This window comes from Virgibacillus sp. GM2-2, assembly GCF_055329585.1.
Genome location: NZ_JBUZWC010000001.1, coordinates 17,740 through 41,234, shown reverse-complemented (window position 1 = coordinate 41,234; position 23,495 = coordinate 17,740). Strand labels below are relative to the sequence as shown.

At 38.8% G+C, this 23,495-nt stretch carries 17 protein-coding genes and 1 riboswitch; of the genes, 13 read left to right on the top strand and 4 right to left on the bottom strand.

Annotated features, from left to right (window positions below):
• Window positions 1–318: 318 nt before the first annotated feature.
• The 6 genes from ACY9Z2_RS00180 to ACY9Z2_RS00155 all read left to right on the top strand — a co-directional run bounded on the left by ACY9Z2_RS00180 (window position 319) and on the right by ACY9Z2_RS00155 (window position 6,622).
• On the top strand, window positions 319–1,398 hold the full coding sequence (locus ACY9Z2_RS00180; protein WP_463607574.1) for a Gfo/Idh/MocA family protein: 1,080 nt from the start codon (window positions 319–321) through the stop codon (window positions 1,396–1,398).
• Window positions 1,399–1,448: 50 nt separating this feature from the next.
• Window positions 1,449–2,438, top strand: coding sequence for a Gfo/Idh/MocA family protein (locus tag ACY9Z2_RS00175; protein WP_463607573.1), 990 nt, complete (start codon window positions 1,449–1,451; stop codon window positions 2,436–2,438).
• 652 nt (window positions 2,439–3,090) lie between these two features.
• A complete protein-coding gene (locus ACY9Z2_RS00170) occupies window positions 3,091–3,825 on the top strand; it encodes a sugar phosphate isomerase/epimerase family protein (protein WP_463607572.1) in 735 nt (244 codons plus the stop codon).
• Window positions 3,826–3,842: 17 nt separating this feature from the next.
• The gene (locus tag ACY9Z2_RS00165; RefSeq protein ID WP_463607571.1) at window positions 3,843–4,562 is read left to right on the top strand and encodes a ThuA domain-containing protein; all 720 of its coding nucleotides are present in this window, start codon (window positions 3,843–3,845) and stop codon (window positions 4,560–4,562) included.
• Between the two features lie 22 nt (window positions 4,563–4,584).
• A complete protein-coding gene (locus ACY9Z2_RS00160; RefSeq protein ID WP_463608260.1) occupies window positions 4,585–5,625 on the top strand; it encodes a Gfo/Idh/MocA family protein in 1,041 nt (346 codons plus the stop codon).
• A 28-nt stretch (window positions 5,626–5,653) separates the two neighbouring features.
• On the top strand, window positions 5,654–6,622 hold the full coding sequence (locus ACY9Z2_RS00155) for a sugar phosphate isomerase/epimerase family protein (RefSeq protein WP_463607570.1): 969 nt from the start codon (window positions 5,654–5,656) through the stop codon (window positions 6,620–6,622).
• 78 nt (window positions 6,623–6,700) lie between these two features.
• Here the strand turns inward: ACY9Z2_RS00155 and ACY9Z2_RS00150 are convergent, their stop codons facing one another.
• The gene (locus ACY9Z2_RS00150) at window positions 6,701–8,719 is read right to left on the bottom strand and encodes an ABC transporter permease subunit (RefSeq protein WP_463607569.1); all 2,019 of its coding nucleotides are present in this window, start codon (window positions 8,717–8,719) and stop codon (window positions 6,701–6,703) included.
• A gap of 357 nt (window positions 8,720–9,076) precedes the next feature.
• On the opposite strand from ACY9Z2_RS00150, the gene ACY9Z2_RS00145 reads away from it, so the two are divergent.
• Window positions 9,077–10,780, top strand: coding sequence for a peptide ABC transporter substrate-binding protein (locus tag ACY9Z2_RS00145; RefSeq protein WP_463607568.1), 1,704 nt, complete (start codon window positions 9,077–9,079; stop codon window positions 10,778–10,780).
• A 292-nt stretch (window positions 10,781–11,072) separates the two neighbouring features.
• Window positions 11,073–12,773: a peptide ABC transporter substrate-binding protein gene (locus ACY9Z2_RS00140; protein WP_463607567.1), complete on the top strand. Its 1,701-nt coding sequence runs from the start codon at window positions 11,073–11,075 to the stop codon at window positions 12,771–12,773.
• A 95-nt stretch (window positions 12,774–12,868) separates the two neighbouring features.
• On the opposite strand, the gene ACY9Z2_RS00135 is transcribed toward ACY9Z2_RS00140, so the two are convergent.
• Together ACY9Z2_RS00135 and ACY9Z2_RS00130 are read right to left on the bottom strand one after the other, a co-directional pair.
• A complete protein-coding gene (locus tag ACY9Z2_RS00135; RefSeq protein WP_463607566.1) occupies window positions 12,869–13,402 on the bottom strand; it encodes a transcription repressor NadR in 534 nt (177 codons plus the stop codon).
• Between the two features lie 12 nt (window positions 13,403–13,414).
• Window positions 13,415–14,551 carry an IscS subfamily cysteine desulfurase gene (locus tag ACY9Z2_RS00130; protein WP_463607565.1) on the bottom strand — a complete coding sequence of 379 codons (1,137 nt, stop codon included), beginning with the start codon at window positions 14,549–14,551 and terminating at the stop codon, window positions 13,415–13,417.
• A 124-nt stretch (window positions 14,552–14,675) separates the two neighbouring features.
• Between ACY9Z2_RS00130 and nadB the strand changes: the two genes are divergently transcribed.
• From nadB to ACY9Z2_RS00105, 5 genes are all read left to right on the top strand, one after another.
• Window positions 14,676–16,208, top strand: coding sequence for an L-aspartate oxidase (nadB, locus tag ACY9Z2_RS00125; RefSeq protein WP_463607564.1), 1,533 nt, complete (start codon window positions 14,676–14,678; stop codon window positions 16,206–16,208).
• Window positions 16,205–17,035 carry a carboxylating nicotinate-nucleotide diphosphorylase gene (gene nadC, locus ACY9Z2_RS00120; protein WP_463607563.1) on the top strand — a complete coding sequence of 277 codons (831 nt, stop codon included), beginning with the start codon at window positions 16,205–16,207 and terminating at the stop codon, window positions 17,033–17,035. The genes nadB and nadC overlap by 4 nt, the downstream gene beginning before the upstream one ends.
• A gap of 12 nt (window positions 17,036–17,047) precedes the next feature.
• Window positions 17,048–18,157 carry a quinolinate synthase NadA gene (gene nadA / locus ACY9Z2_RS00115; RefSeq protein ID WP_463607562.1) on the top strand — a complete coding sequence of 370 codons (1,110 nt, stop codon included), beginning with the start codon at window positions 17,048–17,050 and terminating at the stop codon, window positions 18,155–18,157.
• Window positions 18,158–18,683: 526 nt separating this feature from the next.
• Window positions 18,684–18,904: riboswitch (cyclic di-AMP (ydaO/yuaA leader) on the top strand.
• A 372-nt stretch (window positions 18,905–19,276) separates the two neighbouring features.
• A complete protein-coding gene (locus tag ACY9Z2_RS00110; protein WP_463607561.1) occupies window positions 19,277–20,626 on the top strand; it encodes a TrkH family potassium uptake protein in 1,350 nt (449 codons plus the stop codon).
• Window positions 20,627–20,709: 83 nt separating this feature from the next.
• Window positions 20,710–21,573: a chemotaxis protein gene (locus tag ACY9Z2_RS00105; RefSeq protein ID WP_463607560.1), complete on the top strand. Its 864-nt coding sequence runs from the start codon at window positions 20,710–20,712 to the stop codon at window positions 21,571–21,573.
• 195 nt (window positions 21,574–21,768) lie between these two features.
• Here the strand turns inward: ACY9Z2_RS00105 and ACY9Z2_RS00100 are convergent, their stop codons facing one another.
• Entirely contained in the window at window positions 21,769–23,460 is a 1,692-nt protein-coding gene (locus ACY9Z2_RS00100; protein ID WP_463607559.1) for a DUF6044 family protein, read from the bottom strand.
• Window positions 23,461–23,495: the final 35 nt, after the last annotated feature.

Below are 23,495 nucleotides of genomic sequence, written 5' to 3'. Positions count from 1 at the left end.
AAAAAGGATGATTTGCATCTGTTTTAACCTAAATAAGGTATCCTCAGTCCGTAAACTGCCACGTTTACCCTTATTATTCACAAATAAGGAATCGTGTGTCCGCTAGCTTGTATGCCAACGCAAATGCTACTTTACCACTGGATTTTTCCCGGGGGAAAGAAACGTTAATGTCATTTTTAAAATGAACTTTCACTAGTGAACAATTTATATCGATTAAGAGTTTAAATCAGAAATATGCCGCATTTAGAAAGGGTTTTCTCCATTGCGGTCAGTAGAAGAATTTTTTTAACAGTAATAAACAATAAAGGATGATGTACGATGAAAAAATTACGTGTAGGAATTATTGGCTGTGGTGGGATTGCGAATGGTAAACACTTGCCAAGCTTACAAAAGTTAGAGCAAGTTGAGCTTGTGGCGTTCTGTGATATCGATGTACAAAAGGCGCAGGTAGCTGCTGATGAATATGGGATAGCAGAAGCGGCTGTATATGAGGATTATAAGGAATTATTAAACGATGCTTCGATTGATGTCGTACATGTTTGTACACCAAATAATTCACACGCGGAAATCTCGATTGCTGCGATGCGTGCTGATAAGCATGTAATGTGTGAAAAGCCAATGGCAAAAACATCCGCAGAAGCAAAAGAAATGGTAAAGGTAGCTAAGGAAACAGGGAAGAAATTGACAATTGGTTATCAGAACCGTTTCAGACAGGATAGTCAATATTTACGTAAAGTTACACAACGCGGAGATCTAGGTGATGTTTATTTTGCAAGAGCACACGCCATCCGTCGTCGTGCGGTACCAACATGGGGTGTTTTTTTAGACGAAGAAAAGCAGGGAGGTGGACCGTTAATTGATATCGGAACACATGCACTTGATCTGACGCTATGGATGATGGACAATTACAAGCCAAAATCAGTAATGGGGTCGACGTTTCACAAACTAGGAAAGCATAAAGATGCTGCAAATGCCTGGGGTTCATGGGATCCTGAAAAATTCACAGTGGAGGATTCTGCATTTGGATTTATTACAATGGAAGATGGTTCGACAATTGTTCTTGAATCTGCTTGGGCACTGAATTCACTTGAGGTTGATGAGGCGAAATGCTCGTTAAGTGGAACGGCAGGCGGCGCAGATATGAAAGACGGATTGCGTATTAATGGAGAAGAATTTGGAAAGCTTTATACGACCAATGTGGAGCTCGACAACAGTGGTGTAGCTTTTTATGACGGAGAATCGGAGAGTGATGCAGATCTTGAAGCTCGTTTGTGGGTCGAAAGTGTGTTGAACGATACCGATCCTGTTGTAAAACCACATGAGGCTCTTGTTGTAACGCAAATATTAGAAGCAATTTATGAATCTGCAAAAACTGGGAAAGCGGTATATTTTGATTAAGCGAATCTAGCTTCCGTAAAAATGACTTCAAGTAAAGGAGGTGTCTTGACGTGAAGGTTGCAATGTTAAGTAGATGGCATGTACATGCTGATGACTATGCACGTGAGGTTCAGGAAAATGAACAATTATCGATTGGCGTTGTCTGGGATGAAGATGCTGAGCGTGGTGCAGCTTGGGCTGATGAGTTAGGTGTGTCTTTCGAAAGCGACTTGGAAATTGTTTTATCAAACCCGGAAATAGACGCTGTTATCGTAACTACGCCAACCAGCTTGCATAAAACAGTCATTATGGAGGCAGCTAAGCATCATAAGCATATATTCACGGAAAAAGTACTAGCGTTCACTGTAAAAGACTGTAAAGAAATTTATGAAATGGTCGAAAAGCAAGGCGTCGAATTAATGGTTTCCATGCCAAGGTTAACAGAAAAAGAATTCCTCTATGCAGAAAATGTTGTTTCGGAAGGAGTTCTTGGGCGATTGACAATGATTCGTTGCAGGTTAGCGCATAACGGGGCAGTGATACCGCATGGGAAAAATCACGGCTGGTTACCAACCCGATTTTTCAATAAGCAACAAACTGGTGGTGGATCTCTCATTGATCTTGGTGCACATCCTATATACTTGACCAATCGATTGGCAGGGAAAGCGAGTGCGATTTATGCTCGATTGGAAAAAGGTGCTAACCATGATGTGGATATGAGTGCTGCTGTGATTGTCGATTATGAATCTGGTGCACTTGGTGTTATTGAAACTAGCTTTGTATCGCATGGGAGTCCGTTTCAGTTGGAAATCTACGGGACTGAAGGGACACTTTACTGTGTTGACGGTGAGATTCGGCTTCGAACTGTGCATCGTGGTAATGGAGAATGGATACAGCTTAAAGACGAATTACCAACTGTACGTAAGCCTATGGAACAATGGGTGGCTAAAATTCGTGATGGAATTGAACCGAGTATAACGAAGGAAGATGTACTTCAATTAACAAAAATAAATGATGGTGCTGTGCTGTCTAACCTTGAAGGGCGCCGTGTAGTATTCTAACGTTAGGAAGTATAAATTATGGTAAAACTTATAAGGAAATCTTGGCACCCGCTATAAGTCTAGGCGAATGTCGAATTTTCCTAACAACATGATAATGTATAAAATCTGATTATTTTTTGAGTATTCAACAAGAGTAACGTAAAGTAAAGATTAGACAGATTCGCAGTCGAAGTAAACTGCGAGCTAAGTAAGTGCTATGTTGATTTCCGCTCCGGTCAGTCGCTTTCCGCGGGCACGGCTTCAGTCTCCTCGAGAAAACCACTCTGCGGGGCCTTCAGACTCGTGCTTTTCCCGCAGGAGTCGACTGTCCTACGCTCCAATCAAAAATCCAATTAGTAAGTGTATTGTATTTAATCAAATAGTACGTAAAACTAAGGGGAATTTACAGCACTACATTAGCGGAGGAAAAACACGGAGACTCCTGTGGGAGCAGAAGCCTAGATGAGACCCCGCAGAGCGTAAGCTCGAGGAGGCTCATCAGCTGCCCACGGAAAGCGCAGTGTTTTTCCGTAGCGGTCGATGCTAGACTTAAATTTTCACTAGTTTGTAGCATTTACTTTTAAAGAGACCTGGTGACAACCAAGTTTTCTAATAATTAATAGATTACTAACTTTGGGGAGGAGAATGACCTATCGGAGCTATTGGTTTGCAGATGTATTCTGTCCGAACTGCGGCTGAAAAAGATTTTTTAGGAACAATTCGACAAGTAGCAGACATGGGCTATGATGGTATACAATTTGCTGGTTTTTTTGATACACCTGCAACAGAAGTGAAAAAGGTATTGAACGAGAAAGGACTTCATGTTGCGGGTAGTCACACAGACCTTGATTCGTTAAAAGATGATAAGCTAAAGGAAGCGATTTTGTATAATCAAGAAATCAACAATGACTTGATTATTTGTCCGTATGTTTCAGAAGAAAAACGTCGTTCTCGCGATGATTACAAGCGATTAGCAGAAGAGTTGAATCTAGTCGGTCAAAAGTGTAGAGAAGATGGAATGACGTTTGCTTACCATAACCACCAATTTGAATTTGATCTATACGATGGTACTACTGGATTTGATTTGTTGTTTGGAAACACTGATCCGGATTTGGTTAAAATGGAATTGGATTGCTTTTGGGCAAATTATGCTGGTTATCCAGCAACAAATATAATGGAGACCTATAGCAAACGGCTGATTTCGCTACATATTAAGGACATGATTGAGGAAGATGGTAGAAGGAGAAGTACTGAAATTGGCTTTGGTGCGTTTAATATGAAAGATCTTTTGCAAGCAGCAAAAAATCACCAAGTGGAATGGCTAATAGTTGAACAAGAGGATTTTGATCACGATCCAATGGTAAGCGCCAAATTAAACCAGGACAATTTACGGGCAATAGTAAATTAATAACGAGGTGAGGAAACATGAACGTAACGGTTTGGAACGAAAATCGGCATGAAAAACAAAACCCAGTAGTTGCAGAAGTATATCCGAAGGGGATTCATGGAGCGATAGCAGAATTTTTAGAGGAAGACGGAAATGTTGTGCGAACTGCAACTTTGGATGAAAAAGAGCATGGGTTGACCGAAGAGGTGTTAGCTGAGACAGATGTGCTCGTGTGGTGGGGACATATAGCGCATGAAGATGTAACGGAAGAGGTTGCTGAACGAGTGAAGCAACGTGTGTTAGATGGAATGGGATTAGTAGTTCTGCATTCTGCGCATTTTTCCAAAGTTTTCAAAAAGCTGATGGGAACTGGATGTGATTTAAAATGGCGTGAAGCGGATGAAAAGGAACGACTATGGGTTGTTGACCCAAGTCACCCTATTACGGAGGGAATTGGCCAATACATTGAATTAGAAAAAGAAGAAATGTATGGTGAACATTTTGATATTCCTGCGCCTGATCAATTGATTTTTGTAAGCTGGTTTGAAGGTGGCGAGGTTTTTCGAAGTGGTGCAACATTTAGTCGCGGTCGAGGAAAAATCTTTTACTTTAGACCTGGTCATGAAACATACCCAACGTATCACAATAAAGAGATTCAACAAGTTATTAAGAACGGTGTGAAATGGGCAAAAAATACAAATACACCAAAGCATGACTATGGAAATGCCAAACCTTTAGAAGAAATAAAAACGAAGTAGTTGCAGTAAAAGGGGAAGTAAAATCATGAAACTAAAAATGGGAATTATCGGAGTGGGCGGGATTGCACAAGACAGACATATACCTGCATATTTAGCTTTAAATGATAAAGTGGAGCTTTTCGCTGTTCAAGATCTGAACGGCGAACGAGCGCAAGAGGTTGCGGATAATTTTGGTATTCCGAAAGTTTTTGACGATTACACTGAAATGTTTTCTGTAGTGGATGCGGTAACTATTTGTACGCCAAATAAATTTCACGCGACAATTGCAATACAGGCACTAGAAGCGGGTGTGCACGTATTATGTGAAAAGCCAATGGCAATCACGACAAAGGAATGTGAAGCAATGATTGCCGCAGCGAAGAAAATGAATTCAAAGTTATCGATCGCCTACCACTATCGTCATACACAGGAAGCACGTGTAGCGAAACAAGCTATTTTAAATAACGAAATTGGCGATCCACTTGTAACCCGTGTTCGTGCGATGCGACGTCGCAAAGTTCCAGGCTGGGGAGTATTTACAAATAAGGATTTGCAGGGTGGAGGTAGTTTAATCGATTGGGGCTGTCATTTTCTTGATTTAGCGATTTGGCTACTTGGTGATCTGAAACCTGTGGAAGTCATGGGGACCACATACAATCGTCTGAGTAAAACGCCAAATCAGTTGAATGAGTGGGGAGCTTTTAATCACGAAACATTTGATGTAGATGATCATGTTACAGGTTACATCACATTTGAAAATGGCGTTTCGTTGATGCTCGAATGCTCGTGGGCTGCGAACATTAAAGAAGATGAAACAAGTTTAAGTATTTCAGGTGTTGATGGTGGATTGAATGTTTATCCATTCGAATTGTACCAAGCAAAATACGGAACATTTTTTAGCAATGAAGCAAAGTTCGCCTCGATAGAAGATAATGCTGGTTTACTCCAGGCTGAAAATTTTGTTTCGAGTTGTTTAGGTGAAGCAGAGTTAATTGTAAAACCAGAACAAGCGTTACAAGTGACGAAAATTATAGAAGCAATTTATCAAAGTAGTGAAATGGGTAAGAGTGTCAGATTGGGTTAATTGTAGACTTCATGGAAGGGTGATACATATGAAATTAGGTGTATTTTCTGTATTATTTTCAGAGAAATCATTTGAAGAAATGCTTGATCATGTAAAAGATTCTGGTCTCGAGGCAGTCGAAATTGGAACAGGTGGTCATCCTGGAAATGCGCATTGTAATGTTGATGAGCTTTTGGAAAGTGAAGCAAAACGAAACGATTATTTGGAAAAAGTTCATTCTCGTGGTTTAACGATTAGTGCATTTAGTTGCCATGGAAATCCAATTTCTCCAGATAAACAATTTGCAGCAGAATCACATGAGGCATTTGTGAAAACTGTAAAGCTAGCTGAGCGAATGAATGTGCCGGTAGTTAATACATTTTCCGGAACACCTGGAGATCACGAGGATGCCAAATATCCGAATTGGCCAGTTACCCCATGGCCGAGTGAGTACTCGGATATCTTACAGTGGCAATGGGAAGAAAAGCTAATTCCTTACTGGAAAAAACAAGGGCAATTTGCGAAGGATCATGGCGTGAAGGTTGGTCTTGAGCTTCATGCAGGATTCTTAGTACACACACCGTATACGATGCTCAAGTTACGCGAGGCAACGTGTGATGCGATTGGAGCTAACCTAGATCCAAGTCATCTTTGGTGGCAAGGGATTGATCCGGTCGCAGCAATTAAAATTTTGGGCAAAGAAAATGCTATCCATCATTTTCATGCAAAAGATACCTACATCGATCAAGAGAATGTAAACATGTACGGATTGACCGATATGCAACCATATGGTGAAGTCCAAACCCGTGCTTGGAGTTTCCGATCCGTTGGGTATGGGCATGGAATTCAAGAATGGTCGAATATTATTAGTGCATTGCGTACGTATGGTTATGATTATGTTGTAAGTATCGAACATGAGGATCCGATTATGTCAATCAATGAGGGCTTTACTAAAGCAGTTGCGAATTTAAAAAGGGTTCATATAGCAGAAAAACCTGCTGATATGTGGTGGGCATAAAATAGATATCCTCTAAACCAAAAAGGCCGGGCGTGAACTAAACTATCGCCCGGTTTTTCTTTTTCATCATTATCAATACTATCTGATGGTTGTAAAGCTTTCTTCTGTAATTGTGTATTCTGGTTTTTCCTCGCTTAGAACTGGTTCCCGCTTTTTCTTTTGGAACTTATAAAGAACACCGATTTTAGCTTGCTGCACTTCTTCAACACCTTTTATGATTAATTGCATTGCAAATATACTTAACATAAAAGCAAGTAATGGGAAAAATAAAACCCAAAAGTGCATACCGCCATGAATTTCCTCTTTTGAAGCGCCAATCAGACCAGCCCACTCGTTGGTAACAGACATGTCTGGATATATGGCACCTCCTTCTACAATTGTTCCTCCGAAAAAGAGCTGAACTACTCCAAGATGTATAAAGAGAAACAATACTTGAATAAATTGTTGACCAAAAAGGATAGTCATTTTTGGTCCAATATGTGGCAATATATGATGACGTAGTAGGTGCAGTTTACTTCCGCCTAATACTTTTGCGCTCATAATGAACTCTTTACTTAAAATAATATTAATATTATTTCCAATTAAAACAGTTGTCAATGGTACAACAAGTAAGGTTAAGATGACTACTTCAATTATAATCCGGTCGGGAGTTGAGTAATCTAATGATCCAACTGGTAGTATAGGTTTAAGAAATATGTACGCAATTAAAGCTAACGGTAGGAAGTGTATAGAATCCACCAGTTTTTCTAGCCATACTTGTTGCCGAGCTTTTAGTGTAAAGGCGTATAGAATTCCACCTAGCAAACCAATGATTACACGTAAGAAAGCAATTAATAACCCAAACAGTAAAGTGTATTTTGCTCCTATTAGAAGCATATCTAATAAATCATATCCGTAAAAATCTGATCCAAGTATAAGTATTTCACTTGGAGGATGTATTGGTGTACTTTTGATCGTTACTCCATCTTCTTCGTAAATCATAAGTACCTGATCTATATGGTCATTTGTGGATATAGAATAAATAAAACTAGCACTAATCATAACAACAAAAAATAGAATTCCAATAGTAAATTTAACATTTTTTACATGTGTAATAATCATCGACCATAAGTATTTGACGATTTGAAATGGTCTAATGTGCAGTTTTGACCATCGGATAGATGACAAAACTGTAAATATCGAAAAGGAGTGTTTATTTTTGAAAGATATTCCATCGTTATATAACTTATCACCATACAACCACATATCCATAAGTTGAAAAAAGAAAAAGAAAGGTGTGAAGATTAAAGCCAATGAGACCGCAATTGTCATCGGTGAAAAACTTTCAATGATGGCAGTAGTTATCCCGTTAATATTGAACAAATATTCAATGATAAACTGACTAGACAACGTTGCCCATATGATTACTTTAGTGTGTTGGAATGTTGTAATTAGTACATTTTTCAACATGTGACGAAGAAGAACCCCTAATTTCTTAATACCTTTACTTTTTAGAAAAAGCACATAGTCTTTTATAAACTCTTCTTCAATGTGATAAAGCAAAACTTTGAACAAGGAAATCATTGGGATAATGGATAATGTTACAATTGGTGCAAAGTAAATTTTAGTATCCATATAGCCAGCTACACGGAACAAATCAACCTCAAAAGACTTGTATAGGTACACGCTTAGTGCTTGTAAAGATACAGCTATGACTACATCAGGTATTGCCTCAAGAAAGTTTAAAAGTTTTTTTAGCAATATAGAATGTTTCTTTGGTAAAAAATTAGCCAACAGGGCTAATAAAAGTGCCAATGTAAATCCTAAGACTATTGCCCCTAGAAATATTTCCATTGAATAGATAAAGGCATCCCAAAGTGTTTCAAAAAGGGGAAATTCCGCAATAACTTTTGATTCTATATACTTTGATGGTTCACTCATAACACGGTAAACCCAGGACTCGCTTTTGAACAGATCGACAAAAAAAGTTCCTAGGTGTTTAAAATATTTTAATGGATTCGCCAGACCATCACTTGCTAAAAATTGAGGAAATACACTTATACAGCTGATACCAATAATCCCCAGAAAATAAAAAACAATTATTCTTACTATTTTCATAGAATCCCCCCAAACTAATCTATTTCAATAAAATTCTGTAAAGTTAGTTTACTACTTATTTCTAATATTTACCACAAATTATTATACAATTTTCATGAAATTGAATCCAAATTGAAAAAGAAAATAACCTTGTTCTAATAGATTGTATCCCTTTGATTCGGAAAAATTATAAAAAAATATATAGCTCTTTTTTCTAGTATCTTTGAACTATCTTGAATAATTTAAAATAAATTCACCCAATTTTGAAATTAAGCCTATACAAAATTATCTGAATAGTGGTATAATCTTTTTGTAAGTTTCAGCATGTACCAAAACAATCAAGTTGGTACATAAAAATAAAAGGGAGGGAAATTAGCCATGAAATTTTCTAAAATTTCATTACTTTTGGCATTAGGTTTATTGCTAAGTATTTTCATGGTAGCCTGCTCTGGTGGAGGAGAAGGCGGTACTGATTCACAGGGATCAGAAGGAAATGATGAGAAGGAAGAAGCAGCAGCTGAAGGCGGAGAAGAAGTAGAACAGGTTCTTAACCTAATTAATGGAGATACCATTCCTACAATGGATGCTTCAATGGCTACTGATGAGTACGCTTTCCAATTTTTAGGGACTACGATGGAAGGTCTATACCGTCTAGGGGAAGACACGAAATTAATGCCAGGTATTGCGACTGAGCATACTGTAAGTGAAGATGCGTTAACGTGGACATTTACATTACGTGAAGATGCACAGTGGGAAAACGGAGATCCTGTAACAGCACATGACTTCGTTTATGCATGGCAACGTGCAGTAAACCCTGATACGGGTTCTGAATATGGTCCATACATGATGGGTGGCGTAATTAAAAACGCTACAGCAATTGCTGCTGGTGAAAAGCCAGTTGAAGAGTTAGGTGTTAAAGCTGAAGGGGATTATACTTTAGTAGTAACGCTTGAAAAACCAACACCATATTTTGAATCATTAACAGCTTTCGGTACTTTCTTACCGTTAAACCAAAAGTTTGTTGAAGCGCAAGGTGACCAATATGCTACAAGCTCTGAAACGTTGTTAGCTAACGGACCATTTTTGCTAGATGCTTGGAAAAGTACTTCTTCAAAATGGAATCTAGTTAAAAACGAAAAATATTGGGATGCTGAGACTGTAAAGATTACAAAAATGACATACGACGTAGTAAAAGATCCACAGGTTGGAGTAGATTTATATAACAAAGGTGAAGTAGACCGTGCAGGTATCTCTTCTGACCTTGTTGACCAATATTCTTCACATAAAGACTTTACAATTACAGAAGAAGCAACATTATTCTATTTGAAAATGAACCAAACAAAATCAGATGCTCTTGCGAATGTGAATATTCGTAAAGCGATTAGTAAAGCTATTAACAAACAAGCAATGGTAGATGAAATTATCAATAACGGTTCTGTAGTTTCTAACGGATTTGTACCAAAGAATTTTGCTGCACATCCTGAAACTGGAGAAGACTTCCGTGAAATCAATGGTGATCTAGTAACATTCGACGCTGCAGAAGCGAAGAAACTATGGGAAAAAGGTCTAGAGGAACTAGGTAAATCTGAAGTTACTCTAGGGTTCTTAGCAGGAGATAGTGAAACTGCCAAATTACTAAACGAATATATTGCTAACCAATTAGAAACAAACCTTCCAGGTCTTTCAATTGAGTTACAACAAGTACCATTTGAACAACGTCTAGAGTTAGACACAGCTCAGGATTATGATATCCAATTCGCAGGTTGGGGTCCTGACTACATCGATCCTAACACATGGTTAAATCTATGGGTAACAGATGGCGGAAACAACCACATGGGTTACTCAAATCCAGCGTATGACAAGTTAATTGCACAAGCTGGAGATGAATTAGCTCTTGAGCCAGTTAAGCGTTTTGAAGCTTTCCTTGAAGCTGAAAAGATCTTAGCTGAAGATGCAGCGGTTGCTCCATTGTATCAAAGTGCACGTGCACAGTTAATTTCACCTAAGATTCAAGGTGTAATTAACAACCCAATGGGTGCTACGTATGAGTACAAGTGGGCAAGTGTAGGATCAGCTGAATAACATATAATTATAAAAAATAAACACAGGCCAAAGGTCTGTGTTTATTTTTTATAAAATCTTGGACGAATCCATTTGAATTAAAAAAAAATTATTTTTTTGTTTTTCATAAGAGTGTTAGAAGCCTTGATAGTATAGTACTTTTGTTTTATATTTTTCCTTCAATTGTGTAAATTTAGAAATTCAACCTATACAAAATTCTCTGAATAATGCTATAATGGGCACTGTAAGATTTAGCATGTACCGAGATAGAAAATTATTTGGTACATAAAAATAAAAGGGAGGGAAATTAGCCATGAAATTTTCTAAAATTTCATTGCTCTTAGCATTAGGTTTATTGCTAAGTATTTTCATGGTAGCTTGCTCCGGTGATGGAGGCGGCGATTCTGATTCACAGGGGTCAGAAGGAACAGACGAAGGTGGAGAAACAACAACTGAAGGCGGCGAAGAGGTAGAACAGGTGCTTAATCTGTTAGAAGGTGATGTAATTCCTTCAATGGATCCACAGCTTTCTACTGACGCAATCGCTGCGATTTATTTAGGCAATACGTATGAGGGGCTTTATCGTCAAAAAGAAGGAGAATTAACTCCTGGTATTGCAACAGAACATGAAGTTAGTGAAGACGGATTAACGTGGACATTCCATCTACGTGAAGATGCAACATGGGAAAACGGAGATCCTGTAACTGCACATGACTTTGTCTTTGCTTGGCAACGTGCAGTGGATCCTGATGTAGGATCTGCATACGGACCATACATGATGGGTGGCGTAGTTAAAAATGCTAATGCTGTTAACAAAGGTGAAGTACCAGTTGAAGAACTTGGTGTAAAAGCAGTAGATGATTATACTTTCCAAGTTACGCTTGAGAAGCCAACACCATATTTCTTAGAACTTGCTGCATTTGCAACTTTCTATCCGGTTAATGAAGAATTTGTAAAAGCACAAGGAGATAAATTTGCAACTAGTTCAGATACAATGTTAACGAACGGACCATTTACATTGGAAAATTGGAACAGTACTGCAACTAGCTGGACATTAGCTAAGAATGATACTTATTGGGATGCTGAGACAGTAACTTTAGAAAAATTAACGTTTGATGTAGTAAAAGATCCGCAAGTTGGAGTGGATTTATATAACAAAGGCGAAGTAGATCGTGCTGGTCTATCTGCAGATATCGTTGACCAATACGCATCAGATGAAAATTTCGTAGTTACACCAGAAGCGTCAATTTTCTGGTTGAAGTTTAACCAAACAACTTCTGAGGCTCTTGCGAACGTGAATATTCGTAAGGCGATCAGTAAATCATTTAACAAGCAAGCATTAGTTGAAGAAGTATTAAATGATGGTTCAACTGCTGCCACTGGATTTCTTCCTAAGGAATTCTCTTTCCATCCAGAAACTGGCGAGGACTTCCGCGAAATCAATGGAGATCTAGTAACGTTTGATCCTGAAAAAGCAAAAGAACTTTGGGAAAAAGGCTTAGAAGAGATTGGTAAGGAAAAAGTTACACTTGAGTTCCTAGGTGGCGATGGTGCAACTACTAAGTTAATGAATGAATACCTTGCTAACCAAATGGAAACGAATCTTCCAGGACTGAATATCGAGCTTAAGCAAGTGCCGTTCGAGCAAAAGTTAGAGCTTGACACAAACATGGATTATCAAATCCAGTTTGCTGGATGGTTACCTGACTACCAGGATCCAAATACGTGGTTAAATCTATGGGTAACTGATGGTGGAAATAACCTAATGGGTTACTCTAATCCAGAGTATGATAAGCTAATTGAAGCTGCAAACAACAAATATATTAAGGATCCAGTTAAGCGTTTTGAAGCATTCTTAAAAGCAGGTCAAATCCTTGCAGAAGATGCAGCAATCGCACCAATCTATCAAAGTTCTCGTGCTCAATTAATTTCACCTAAGATTTCAGGTGTTGTGCACAATCCTACAAGTCCAATTTATGACTATAAGTGGGCTGAAGTAGTACCGGTAGATTAATAAACACAAAAGAAGCAGTGGCCATTTCGGGTCACTGCTTCTTTTTTTGCACTGATAAAGCTATGCAGTATATTGTAATGCTCGATTCTGCCTTTTTACAACAAAATACCTTCTTTACGCAATGCTTCGCAAGCTGCTTCAATTTTTTCTTTTGTATCCGCTTCTAATGTGTGCATATGGATACCTTCTGTCAACGTAGATAAATAAGCTGCTTTGGTGTCCTCAATTTTCCTTATGAATTTTTCTACTTCATGGCGATTACTGACCAAAATGGAAGCTGTTAGATCACCGTATACAGGATGCTCCACTGTAACGTCCTTGACCGTAACACCGTGGTCAACAATTATGGTTAATTCCTTTTCTGTTTCGGCTGGTTTATGTTTACAGGCGATCACCTTGCTATGGGCTGCTTCTGTAATTGGTTGTTTTACATATAGATAGCCTTGGCTCGTCGCGATTATCGGTTCATTTTTTGCCTTCAAAATAGAAATGTCCTGAACGATAACTTGTCTACTTACCCCTGTTTTCTCTGCAAAGTCACTTCCAGTAATTGGCTGTTCACCTTCCTGTAGACTTTTTAAAATTAATGCCTGCCTTGCTGCAGACGATAGCTTCGCCGTGTTACCCATTGTTGCTCCTCCTTAGATAAGAAAGAATTTTTCAGTGATGGCTTGTAATGCTTGAATCGTTTGTTCGACATCGTCATTTGTTGTATGCTTCCCTAACGATAGGCGGACAAACTGCTTTGCCTCCATGTCTGTTCTACCTAAAGCTTTAAGTGTTCGTGATGGCTTTTGGTTGCCGACTTGACAGGCGCTTCCAGTAGAAAGTGCAATACCATGTCGGTTACACTCAAGCATTACGTACTGTCCTTCCATTCCTTCAAAACGTAGACCAAGAATATGTGGAAGGTAGTTAGTCGGATGACCTTCTAATTTAATCGATACTGGTAGCTGTTTAAGCCGTTCAATAAATGACTTGCGAAGTTCATCGATTCGATTATGTTCCTTTATTCTATCATCACATACTGCTTTAGCGGAAGTAACAAACGCTGCAATTCCCGGAACGTTCACTGTTCCTGGACGTAATCCCATTTCATGGGTCGTATTTGGTAACTGCGCCTTCCATTTTACGTCTGGATTAATGTATAGTGCACCGACGCCTTTTGGTCCATATATTTTGTGGCTAGAAATGGATAGACTATCAACATTTGCAGTACGGAGATCAATAGGAATCTTACCGAAAGTTTGAACTGCATCACAATGGAGTACTATTCCATTCTGATGGAGTAATTTTCCTATTTCCTCAATTGGCTGAAGTGTACCAATTTCACCATTGCCATGATGGATTGATGCCAAAATTGTCGTTTTCCGAATAGCGTTTTGAACATCCTCCAACCTTACTTGCCCATACTGATCCAACGATAGGTACGTCACATCAAACCCGATTTTTTCCATTTGATTAAAAAAATGATAAACAGAAGAATGCTCGGATACAGTTGTGATCAAATGATTCCCTTTTTCCTTATGTGCATCAATAAGGGAAGTTAGTGCAAGTGTATTCGATTCTGTTCCACCACTGGTAAAGTATATTCCGCTATCACGGCAATGTAATAAATATGCTAGCTCTTTTCTTGCCGCCTCAACAATTTGGGAAGCTTTTGAACCAACATCGTGCAAGCTACTCGTATTTCCGAAATAGGATCTGGAAACCTCGTTATAAATCGTTAAAGATTCCTCTGAAATAGGGGTGGTTGCCGCATAGTCTAAATAAATCATCTCAACACTCCTGACGAATAAAAACATGGGAAAATGAAAAAAGTTCTTGTCAATAGTTTAATTGTGTGTAAATATAGGTGTCAAGACATATAAATATACAGATAACATTTAGGGAGATATAACCATGTCTATTCACGATGTGATTATTGTTGGGAGCGGTATTGCTGCTTTGACGATCGCTGATCGATTAGCAACGGATAAAAATGTGATTATATTCACAAAGTCAAAGAAAACGTCGAGTAATTCGTTTCATGCGCAAGGTGGAATTGCTGCTCCTGTAGATAAAGAAGATCATTGGTTTGACCATTTTCAGGACACTGTTAAGGCAGGATGCCAGCATCATGATCTAGTAAACTTACAAACGTTGATTCAACATGGAGCAAACCATTTATTCAAGTTGGTGGAAAAAGGGATGCTATTTGACCAAAATTCAGATGGTACATGGAATTTAGGTCAAGAAGGTGGGCATTTAAGACGGCGCATCCTTCATGCTGGCGGTGACGCTACCGGTAAAGCGTTAATCGAATTTATGCTTCAACGGATGAAGAATAAAGTAACCATAGTGGAAGATCAGTTTGTAGTAGATTTGGTTGTTCGAGAGCGACAATGTATGGGGGTCACAACCAAGGATGTTACTGGTAATTTGCACAATCATTTAGCTGGCACTACTATTCTTGCAACTGGTGGATGTGGGCAGCTATATTCGTACACATCGAATGATAGAACGATAACTGGTGATGGTATTGCTATGGCGTTCCGTGCTGGGGTAGAGATTTCCGATATGGAGTTTGTGCAGTTTCATCCAACGTTATTATATGACGGTGAAAAAACACTCGGGCTGGTTTCGGAAGCAGCCCGTGGTGAAGGGGCCGTACTCGTAAATAGTGAAGGTCATTTCATTATGGATGGAATTCATAAATTAAAGGATTTGGCACCACGTGATGTTGTAGCCAGAGCTATTTTTAACGAAATACGTCTTGGAAAACAAGTATATTTATCTATTAAAAATGTAAAAAACTTTGCCACTAGATTTCCAACTATTTACCGAATGTGTATAGATAATGGAATTGATCTCAATGATCAATTGATACCGATTATTCCCGGTGCACACTTTTTGATCGGCGGTATTAAGGCAAGTCCAATTGGAAAAACATCGATGGGGGGACTATATGCTGTTGGAGAAGTTGCCTGTACTGGAGTACATGGTGCGAATCGAATTGCGAGCAATTCATTATTAGAAGGTATTGTATTTGGAAATATGACTGCTGAAGCAATTTTAGCAAGTGATAGTCCTCTGATTGAAAATAAGGCTTTTTCATATCAAGAAACAAGCAAGCAAAGCCCATGCCTTCCAACCAAAACCGATGTTCAACAAAAAATGATGCAACATGTAGGTGTTATAAGGGACGAACAAGGTTTAGTGACAATGAAAGAATGGTTGGAGCGTTTTGACTTTTTGCATGTAGATATAAAAAATCTATCGATTCATCAGGTTGAGATTGTGAATATGTTAACAACCGCATGGTTAATTACCATGTCGGCATTGGACCGTAAAGAAAGCAGAGGTACACATTATCGGTCTGATTTTCCGCAATCAAATGGTGCATCAATACGCAACGAAAAGATACTGAAGCTACAAGAGGAGATTAGCGTATGAATTCATTAAAATTACGAGTACTTTTACAGCAATTTTTACTAGAAGACATAGGTGACCGCGACCTGACGAGCAGTGCTATTTTCCCTCCAAATGAGCAGGGGAAAGGGGTATTTTTTGCAAAAGCAAGCGGCACATTAGCTGGGCTGACAATTATACAGGAAGCGTATCAATTAATCGATCATCAAATGAAGGTTACATTTTTCCGTCAAGATGGAGATCATGTCAATGCTGGAGATCAAATTGCTGAGGTTGAAGGTCCTATTGTGAGCATTTTAGGTGGAGAGCGCGTAATTCTTAATTTGGTGCAACGGATGAGTGGAATTGCGACGCTGACTAATGAATGTGTGCAGACATTGAATGATCCAAAAATTCATTTATGCGATACTCGAAAAACAACGCCAGGGTTACGCATGCTTGAAAAATATGCTGTTGTAACTGGAGGCGGAAAAAATCACCGGTTCGGGCTATATGATGGTGTGATGATTAAGGATAATCATATTTCATTTTGTGGATCGATTAGGAAGGCAGTGACGGCGGTACGGGAAAACTGTGGGCATATGGTAAAAATTGAAGTAGAAACCGAGACGAAGGAAGAAGTACTTGAAGCGGTAGAAGCCGGTGCTGATGTGATCATGTTTGATAACCGGACTCCAGAAGAGGTCAAGGAATTTGTGCAATACGTACCAGAATCTATTATCACAGAAGCCTCTGGTGGCATCACACCAGTGAATCTTGCGGGATACGCTGGAACAGGTGTCAACTATATTTCACTTGGGTTTTTGACCCATTCGGTAAAAGCTTTAGATATTAGTTTATTAGTTCGATAGGAGGAAGCGACAATGAGTTTACTCGATTTAATTCAAGGCAAAACTGGTCAAATGTTACCCGACCATTATAAAACGTTATCTGAAGCGGAAATGGTGGCGCGTGTTAGTGAAATTAAAGAAAAGTTAGGCGATCGCGTATTTATTCCAGGACACCATTATCAAAAAGACGAGGTAATTCAATTCGCAGATGAAACTGGAGATTCCTTGCAGCTTGCACAGGTTTCAGCAAAAAATACAAAAGCAGCATACATTGTATTTTGCGGTGTTCATTTTATGGCAGAGACAGCGGATATTTTAACTGGAGACGAACAAAAGGTTATCTTACCAGATATGCGAGCAGGTTGTTCAATGGCGGATATGGCAAACATTGATCAGACCGAACGTGGTTGGAAAGAAATGCAGCAGGTCTTTGGTGACACTATTATTCCGCTAACGTACGTCAATTCTACAGCAGCAATTAAAAGCTTTGTTGGAAAAAATGGTGGAGCAACTGTAACTTCATCAAATGCGAAAAAAATGCTTGAATGGGCGTTAGGAGAGAAGGAACGAATCTTGTTTTTGCCTGACCAGCACTTAGGGCGTAATACGGCGTATGATCTTGGGATAGGCTTGGATGAAATGGCTGTCTGGGACCCGATTTCAGAGCGCTTTGAGTATGATGGTGATTTGGACCGGGTTCGGGTGATTTTATGGAAAGGTCATTGCTCGGTACACGAAAACTTTACCGTTCACAACATTGAGGCTTTACGTTCTGAACGACCGGATGTGAACATTATCGTTCATCCAGAATGTAGCCGAGAAGTAGTAGCATTGTCTGATTATGCTGGTTCAACAAAGTATATTATTGAAACAATCGGTAAAGCAGAACCAGGCACAAAATGGGCGGTTGGAACGGAGATGAATCTAGTTAATCGATTGACAAAACAACATGCAGATAAAGAGGTATTTTCGCTGAATCCACAGATGTGTCCATGTCTAACGATGAACCGAATCGATCTTCCTCATTTGCTATGGACAATGGAATCAATTGAAAAAGGCGAGATTAACAATCAAATAACCGTTGAACCTGAAATTGCAAAGTGGGCGGGAGTAGCACTAGAACGCATGTTAGAGCGCGCGTAGATAGAGCACCAGAATTACTTTAGTTGGTCGTAATTCTGGTGTTTTTTGGTTGGATTTTCTGTGTGTGATTACTTCCCAGTGAAACATTTTTGAAGTATGCGCTTTGGTTAGACACAATCGTGCTAAACTATTTTTTCCGATTTAGCGGACACCAGATTCTCTATTTGTCTATAAAAGGGAAAATGTTGGAATGTAGCGGACACCAGAGTCCTTATTTAGTAAAAAAGTAGTGATTTATTGTGTTTTTACGAAAATAGAGTCTTTGGTGTCCGCGTCGTACTTAAAAAAGGGTAATTTACGTGAAATAGGGGCATCTGAGTCCGCATGCATCGTCGGCAACTCTCTTTGTATCTTTTATATAATTTTTGGTGTCAATTAAGTGTGATAAATGTTATAAACTATAGAAAATTAGAGAAAAAAATAGTTCTTTGAAGAAAAAATAATGATTTTAGTCATTTTTGCATGAATTTGATACTTTACACTTTAAAATCACAAGCGTATTATGAATTCCATCTTAATGATATAAAAATCAAAATCGCTGAATTCAATTGAAACGGGGAAACCAATTTTCGTGGCTATTTGCTACTAGGGGTGAATCCTTTTAATGTTTAGCTCTAGCATTTACAACTCGGGACATACGAAATTCGGTTCCGAGTGTGAAAGATGCTTGTGCTTTTCTTAAAGGTAGGGTGACTCTACACATCCGAATCCGACAGCTAACTCCGTAAGCGTTTAGAGAGAGATCATAACCAAATGCAAGGTGTCTTAAGTGATGCCTAAAATCTGCAAGGGGATCTTATTCTCTTGTGGATTTTTTTATATAGAGACTCTTTTTTTGATATTTCTCTTTAATCATCGTAATTGAAGTTAGTTGCGGCGTAATTGAAAAATGGTTGGAACTACCGTTCCGGAAATACACTACGCTTTCCGCGGGCTTGCGCTGAGCCTCCTCGTGAGCAAAGTACGCTCACTGCGGGGTCTCAACACTTCGCTTTCCCGCAGGAGTCTTCGTGTATTTCCTCCACTGTATAGTGCTTTATAATCTGATTATTATTGTTGTTTCAATCTTATGTAAAAAAATGTAGCAGTAATTGAAACACAGGAAAAGAGGTAATTGGCATGCATTTCGAGAAAAAAGTGAGAAGTCGATTGAATACAACAAAACTCACGCCACCACAAATTTTGGGTTTGGGATTCCTGATTCTCATCGTAATTGGAGGAGTGTTGTTAAAGCTTCCAATTTCAACGAAAGTGCCAGTAAGTTGGATTGATGCGTTTTTCACTTCCGCGTCTGCCACTACAGTAACAGGATTATGGGTGGTTGATACACAAACTGCTTATTCGTTATTTGGTCAATTTATTATTTTAGGATTAATTCATGTCGGTGGACTCGGTTTTATGACATTTGCAATCATGATTGTCATTTTTTTAGGTAGAAAAATCGGTTTGCGACAACGATTAATTATTCAAGAGCAGTTACAAACTCCTATTGGCGGGATCATTAGGTTGGTGAAGCGGGTTGTTATTTTTTCTCTGATTATTGAAGCTATTGGTATAATCTTACTTTCTTATCGCTGGATACCGGAAATGGGGTTCTGGAAGGGATTGTATTACAGTCTTTTTCACATTGTTGCTTCGTTTAATAATGCAGGGTTTGCACTTTGGCCAGATAGCTTATCGAATTACGTTGGGGATCCAGTAGTTAACTTAATTATTACTTCCATGATCATCACAGGTGGTATTGGTTTTACTGTATTGCATGACCTATGGTATACCAAAAGTTTTAAGTTGTTGTCTCTTCACTCTAAAATAACGATTGTTGGAACGATCATTATTAATACTGTTGCAATTATAGCCATATTTATTATTGAATTTGACAATCCGAATACGTTAGGTGGACTTCCTATAATGGACAAATTTTGGGCTGCCTATTTTCAAGGAATTTCTCCTAGGACAGCTGGATTTAATACAATTCCAATAGGGGAACTAGAAGAACCTACAAGCTTTCTCATGATGCTACTAATGTTTATCGGTGCCGGAAGTATTTCTACCGGTGGTGGTATTAAGATTACCACGTTCATTATTATTTTACTCGCTGTTGTTACATTTTTAAAACAGAGAAAGCAGAGTCCAAGTATTTTTAACAGAAGAATTGATGTACGAATCGTATATCGTGCGTTAGCCATTGTGGTTATCAGTTTGACGTTTATCTTCATAGCGGTATTTACATTGTTAATTACAGAGGATTTCTCCTTTCTCCCGTTATTATTCGAGGCTGTATCGGCGTTTGGAACGGTCGGATTATCGATGGGTATAACTGCTGGACTTAGTGTGATTGGAAAATTAATTATCATGTTTTTGATGTATCTTGGACTTGTTGGCCCATTAACGATTATGTTATCGATATCCCAAACGGAAAGGGAAAAAGAGAAAATTCGTTATCCTGCAGAAAATGTTTTTACAGGATAATTTTAACAATATAGGTCGAATTCATCTTAATAATCACCTTCCATTCGTTATATTATTACTATATAGACTTTGGAGGTGTTAGTGTGACACAAAAAATTGCTGTGGCATTTTTACATGGGGCAGGAACACCAGATGAAGATTTCGCGGAAGAAATGACTCGAAAGATTAAGGATGGCTTTGCGAAAAAAACAGGAGTCGATGCTGCCGACCAGGAACTAATTGTTGAATCAATCTTTTGGTCAGCGGTTTTTGAAGCAGAAGAAGAAAAGTTACTAGAACGTTTGAAACAAAACACGGATCTTGATTATCTTAGGCTACGCCGTTTTGTAGTAGAGTTTTTAGCTGATGCAGTAGCATACCAGCCTACGAAACAAGGCAATCAGAATTATGATCGTGTAAATGCATGTTTAGCTGAATCGATCCGGAAGTTAAAAGAAAGAGCAGGAGCAACTGCACCGCTATGTATTATTAGTCATAGTCTTGGGTCGGTAGTAGCGAGTAACTATTTTTACGATTTGCAGTTTAAAAGAGAAAATATTGGGACGATGACACAAAAAGTAAATACGAATACACCAATCGAGCAAGCAGAAACGTTGACGCTTTTTTATACAATGGGAAGTCCGCTTGCTTTGTGGTCGATGCGTTATGCTGATTTCGGTAGACCGATTCAGATACCATCTGCTGGATTAGAGAAACTTTATCCCGATGTGGTTGGTGAATGGTTAAACTTTTATGATAAAGATGATGTGTTGGCATTTCCGTTAAAAGGGTTAAATGCGTATTATGAAGACACTGTTACAAAGGATTTACAAGTTAATGTTGGAAATTGGGCAACTAGCTGGACGCCATTATCACATAGTCAGTACAACACAGATGCTGATGTTATCCAGCCAATTGTCGAAGGTATTACCCGAGTTTGGCGTCAAATTAATGGGGGTGGCGGCTGATTATTTTTCAGCTGCCACCTTATAAAGGTTGTTCAAAAAATCCGGTAAAAATGACACATTGAATAGGACCTTCTACTAAAACCGCCCACGTCCTGTGGGCAACGTAGAAGTCACCACATCCTGTGGAAGCTCGTTAGCTTGCTTTTCCGTTCCTTGGAAAAGAAAAACGCTTTTCCTGCGTGCTAGAACGTTTCCTCACGTATTAAAAGCATACGTTCCGGTACTCAAAGCTGCGCTGCCTCGAACTTCTCGGTCCTTTTTATCCTCCTTTTTGAACACGCACTTATATAAATAAATTTTCCATGGTGATTGTTCGGTTGTGAAGCTTTTTTCATAGGTGAGTCCGAGTTGGTTATAATTTTGGATTGGCAGTGCGGAAAATATATAGTCACCGCCTAATTTTTTTAATGCCTCGGTGTTTATATCTAGATGGTTTATCACCTTATCACTATTTTTAGAAAACAGATATTCCTTGCCAAGTTCACTGACAAACATGTACATTCTGCTTCCCCATGTGTCATAGTAGTTCTCCAATTTAGGACTTTCCTCAAGCTCTGGCGCAATTACTTCGCGAAATTTTTTCTTATAGGAGAGTGGATAACTCGTGTTATACGTATCCAGCGTATAAAAGCCATTATATTGGGCGATGGTTGGGTGCATAGCAATACTTACAACCCTATATGAGGATTGCGGTTCACCGATATATTCTTCGATGTTTTGAAATAATTGCTGGGAATAAAATTCGTTAAATGTTGGTGTACCGATTCGTGCGTATTTGAATTCCTCGGTTAACTGAAAAAGATTGAAGCATTGTAAGGTGATCAACACGTAAACAATGAACCGTCCAAACTTCATATATCTCCACAAAATAACCAATGCTAACCCGAAGCATAAATACCAAAATAACGGATGGGAAAAATGGACTCTACTAAAATTAAATGTATTGAATACCATGAAGTTATCCTTCAATACACGCAAGCCTTCCCAATACCAAAATGCATAAAACAATGAAAGAGCTGCGTTAATAAGCAGACATCCAAGTAGCCATTTCGCTTTTAAGCCCTTCACTCCCGCGATAATTAATGCCACTCCAACAACTGGAATAATCACGTAAAAATGAACAGCCATGTCATGTGTATGACCATGATAGAAGTTTTCTAAAAAAAGCTGGAATGTTCCACGTAAATCCTTATGGCCAAGGTCTAATGCACTTCGATGTGACGTGAAACTACTGCTAATAAACATCTGATAGATCACAAGATAGTTTTTGATCAAATAAATGAGGCTCATCACAAAAATTGCCGTGAAAAATGGACCGTTGAATAGCTTTGTTCGGATCCAGTCGGTTAACCAAAGTAACCCCATTACGCTTAAAAAGAAAACAAACGTTAGAATAAAACTAGAGAAAAATGGCATGATTACAATCGTGATCCAATGCCATTTTGGTACGTTAAAACCATTTTTTCGAATCGATAAAAAGATGTGCAGTGCTAGCGGAAGACCTGCAATGGAAAGCATACCTGATGGCCAGTACGGAAGCATCGCAAATCCTAAGGCTACACCAACATAAATCCACTCGATTCGTGCCCGGGGCATCACCGTTTTTTTAATTAATAAATACATGCCAAAAAATGCAACGAAGCGCATGATCGTTTGGTTTATGATATACGCTGTCATTGGTCCGAATAACACGTAAAGCCAAACCATCGCATCAAGGCTTGAAGGTAGTGAGCTTCTCGGCAATCCATTGATAACATTTTCAAATTCTGCAGAAGGCGAGGCAAAAATTTTACCGCTCTCTGCTAGCATTTGATACCAAACAATGTTCGAGTCCAAATTATCGTGAACCCGAATATGGGTGTCGCCACCTAAAATGTAGTACGGCATCAAATATCCGATGATGACGAGGCATGCTAGTATGA

Bases quoted from the DNA above. Each gene is read 5' to 3' on its own strand.
- ACY9Z2_RS00145 (WP_463607568.1), top strand. From the start codon at position 9,077: ATGAAATTTTCTAAAATTTCATTACTTTTGGCATTAGGTTTATTGCTA.
- ACY9Z2_RS00140 (WP_463607567.1), top strand. From the start codon at position 11,073: ATGAAATTTTCTAAAATTTCATTGCTCTTAGCATTAGGTTTATTGCTA.
- nadB (WP_463607564.1), top strand. From the start codon at position 14,676: ATGTCTATTCACGATGTGATTATTGTTGGGAGCGGTATTGCTGCTTTG.
- nadA (WP_463607562.1), top strand. From the start codon at position 17,048: ATGAGTTTACTCGATTTAATTCAAGGCAAAACTGGTCAAATGTTACCC.
- ACY9Z2_RS00170 (WP_463607572.1), top strand. From the start codon at position 3,091: ATGTATTCTGTCCGAACTGCGGCTGAAAAAGATTTTTTAGGAACAATT.
- ACY9Z2_RS00130 (WP_463607565.1), bottom strand. From the start codon at position 14,551: ATGATTTATTTAGACTATGCGGCAACCACCCCTATTTCAGAGGAATCT.
- nadC (WP_463607563.1), top strand. From the start codon at position 16,205: ATGAATTCATTAAAATTACGAGTACTTTTACAGCAATTTTTACTAGAA.
- ACY9Z2_RS00150 (WP_463607569.1), bottom strand. From the start codon at position 8,719: ATGAAAATAGTAAGAATAATTGTTTTTTATTTTCTGGGGATTATTGGT.
- ACY9Z2_RS00180 (WP_463607574.1), top strand. From the start codon at position 319: ATGAAAAAATTACGTGTAGGAATTATTGGCTGTGGTGGGATTGCGAAT.
- ACY9Z2_RS00165 (WP_463607571.1), top strand. From the start codon at position 3,843: ATGAACGTAACGGTTTGGAACGAAAATCGGCATGAAAAACAAAACCCA.
- ACY9Z2_RS00110 (WP_463607561.1), top strand. From the start codon at position 19,277: ATGCATTTCGAGAAAAAAGTGAGAAGTCGATTGAATACAACAAAACTC.
- ACY9Z2_RS00155 (WP_463607570.1), top strand. From the start codon at position 5,654: ATGAAATTAGGTGTATTTTCTGTATTATTTTCAGAGAAATCATTTGAA.
- ACY9Z2_RS00135 (WP_463607566.1), bottom strand. From the start codon at position 13,402: ATGGGTAACACGGCGAAGCTATCGTCTGCAGCAAGGCAGGCATTAATT.
- ACY9Z2_RS00100 (WP_463607559.1), bottom strand. From the start codon at position 23,460: ATGCCGTACTACATTTTAGGTGGCGACACCCATATTCGGGTTCACGAT.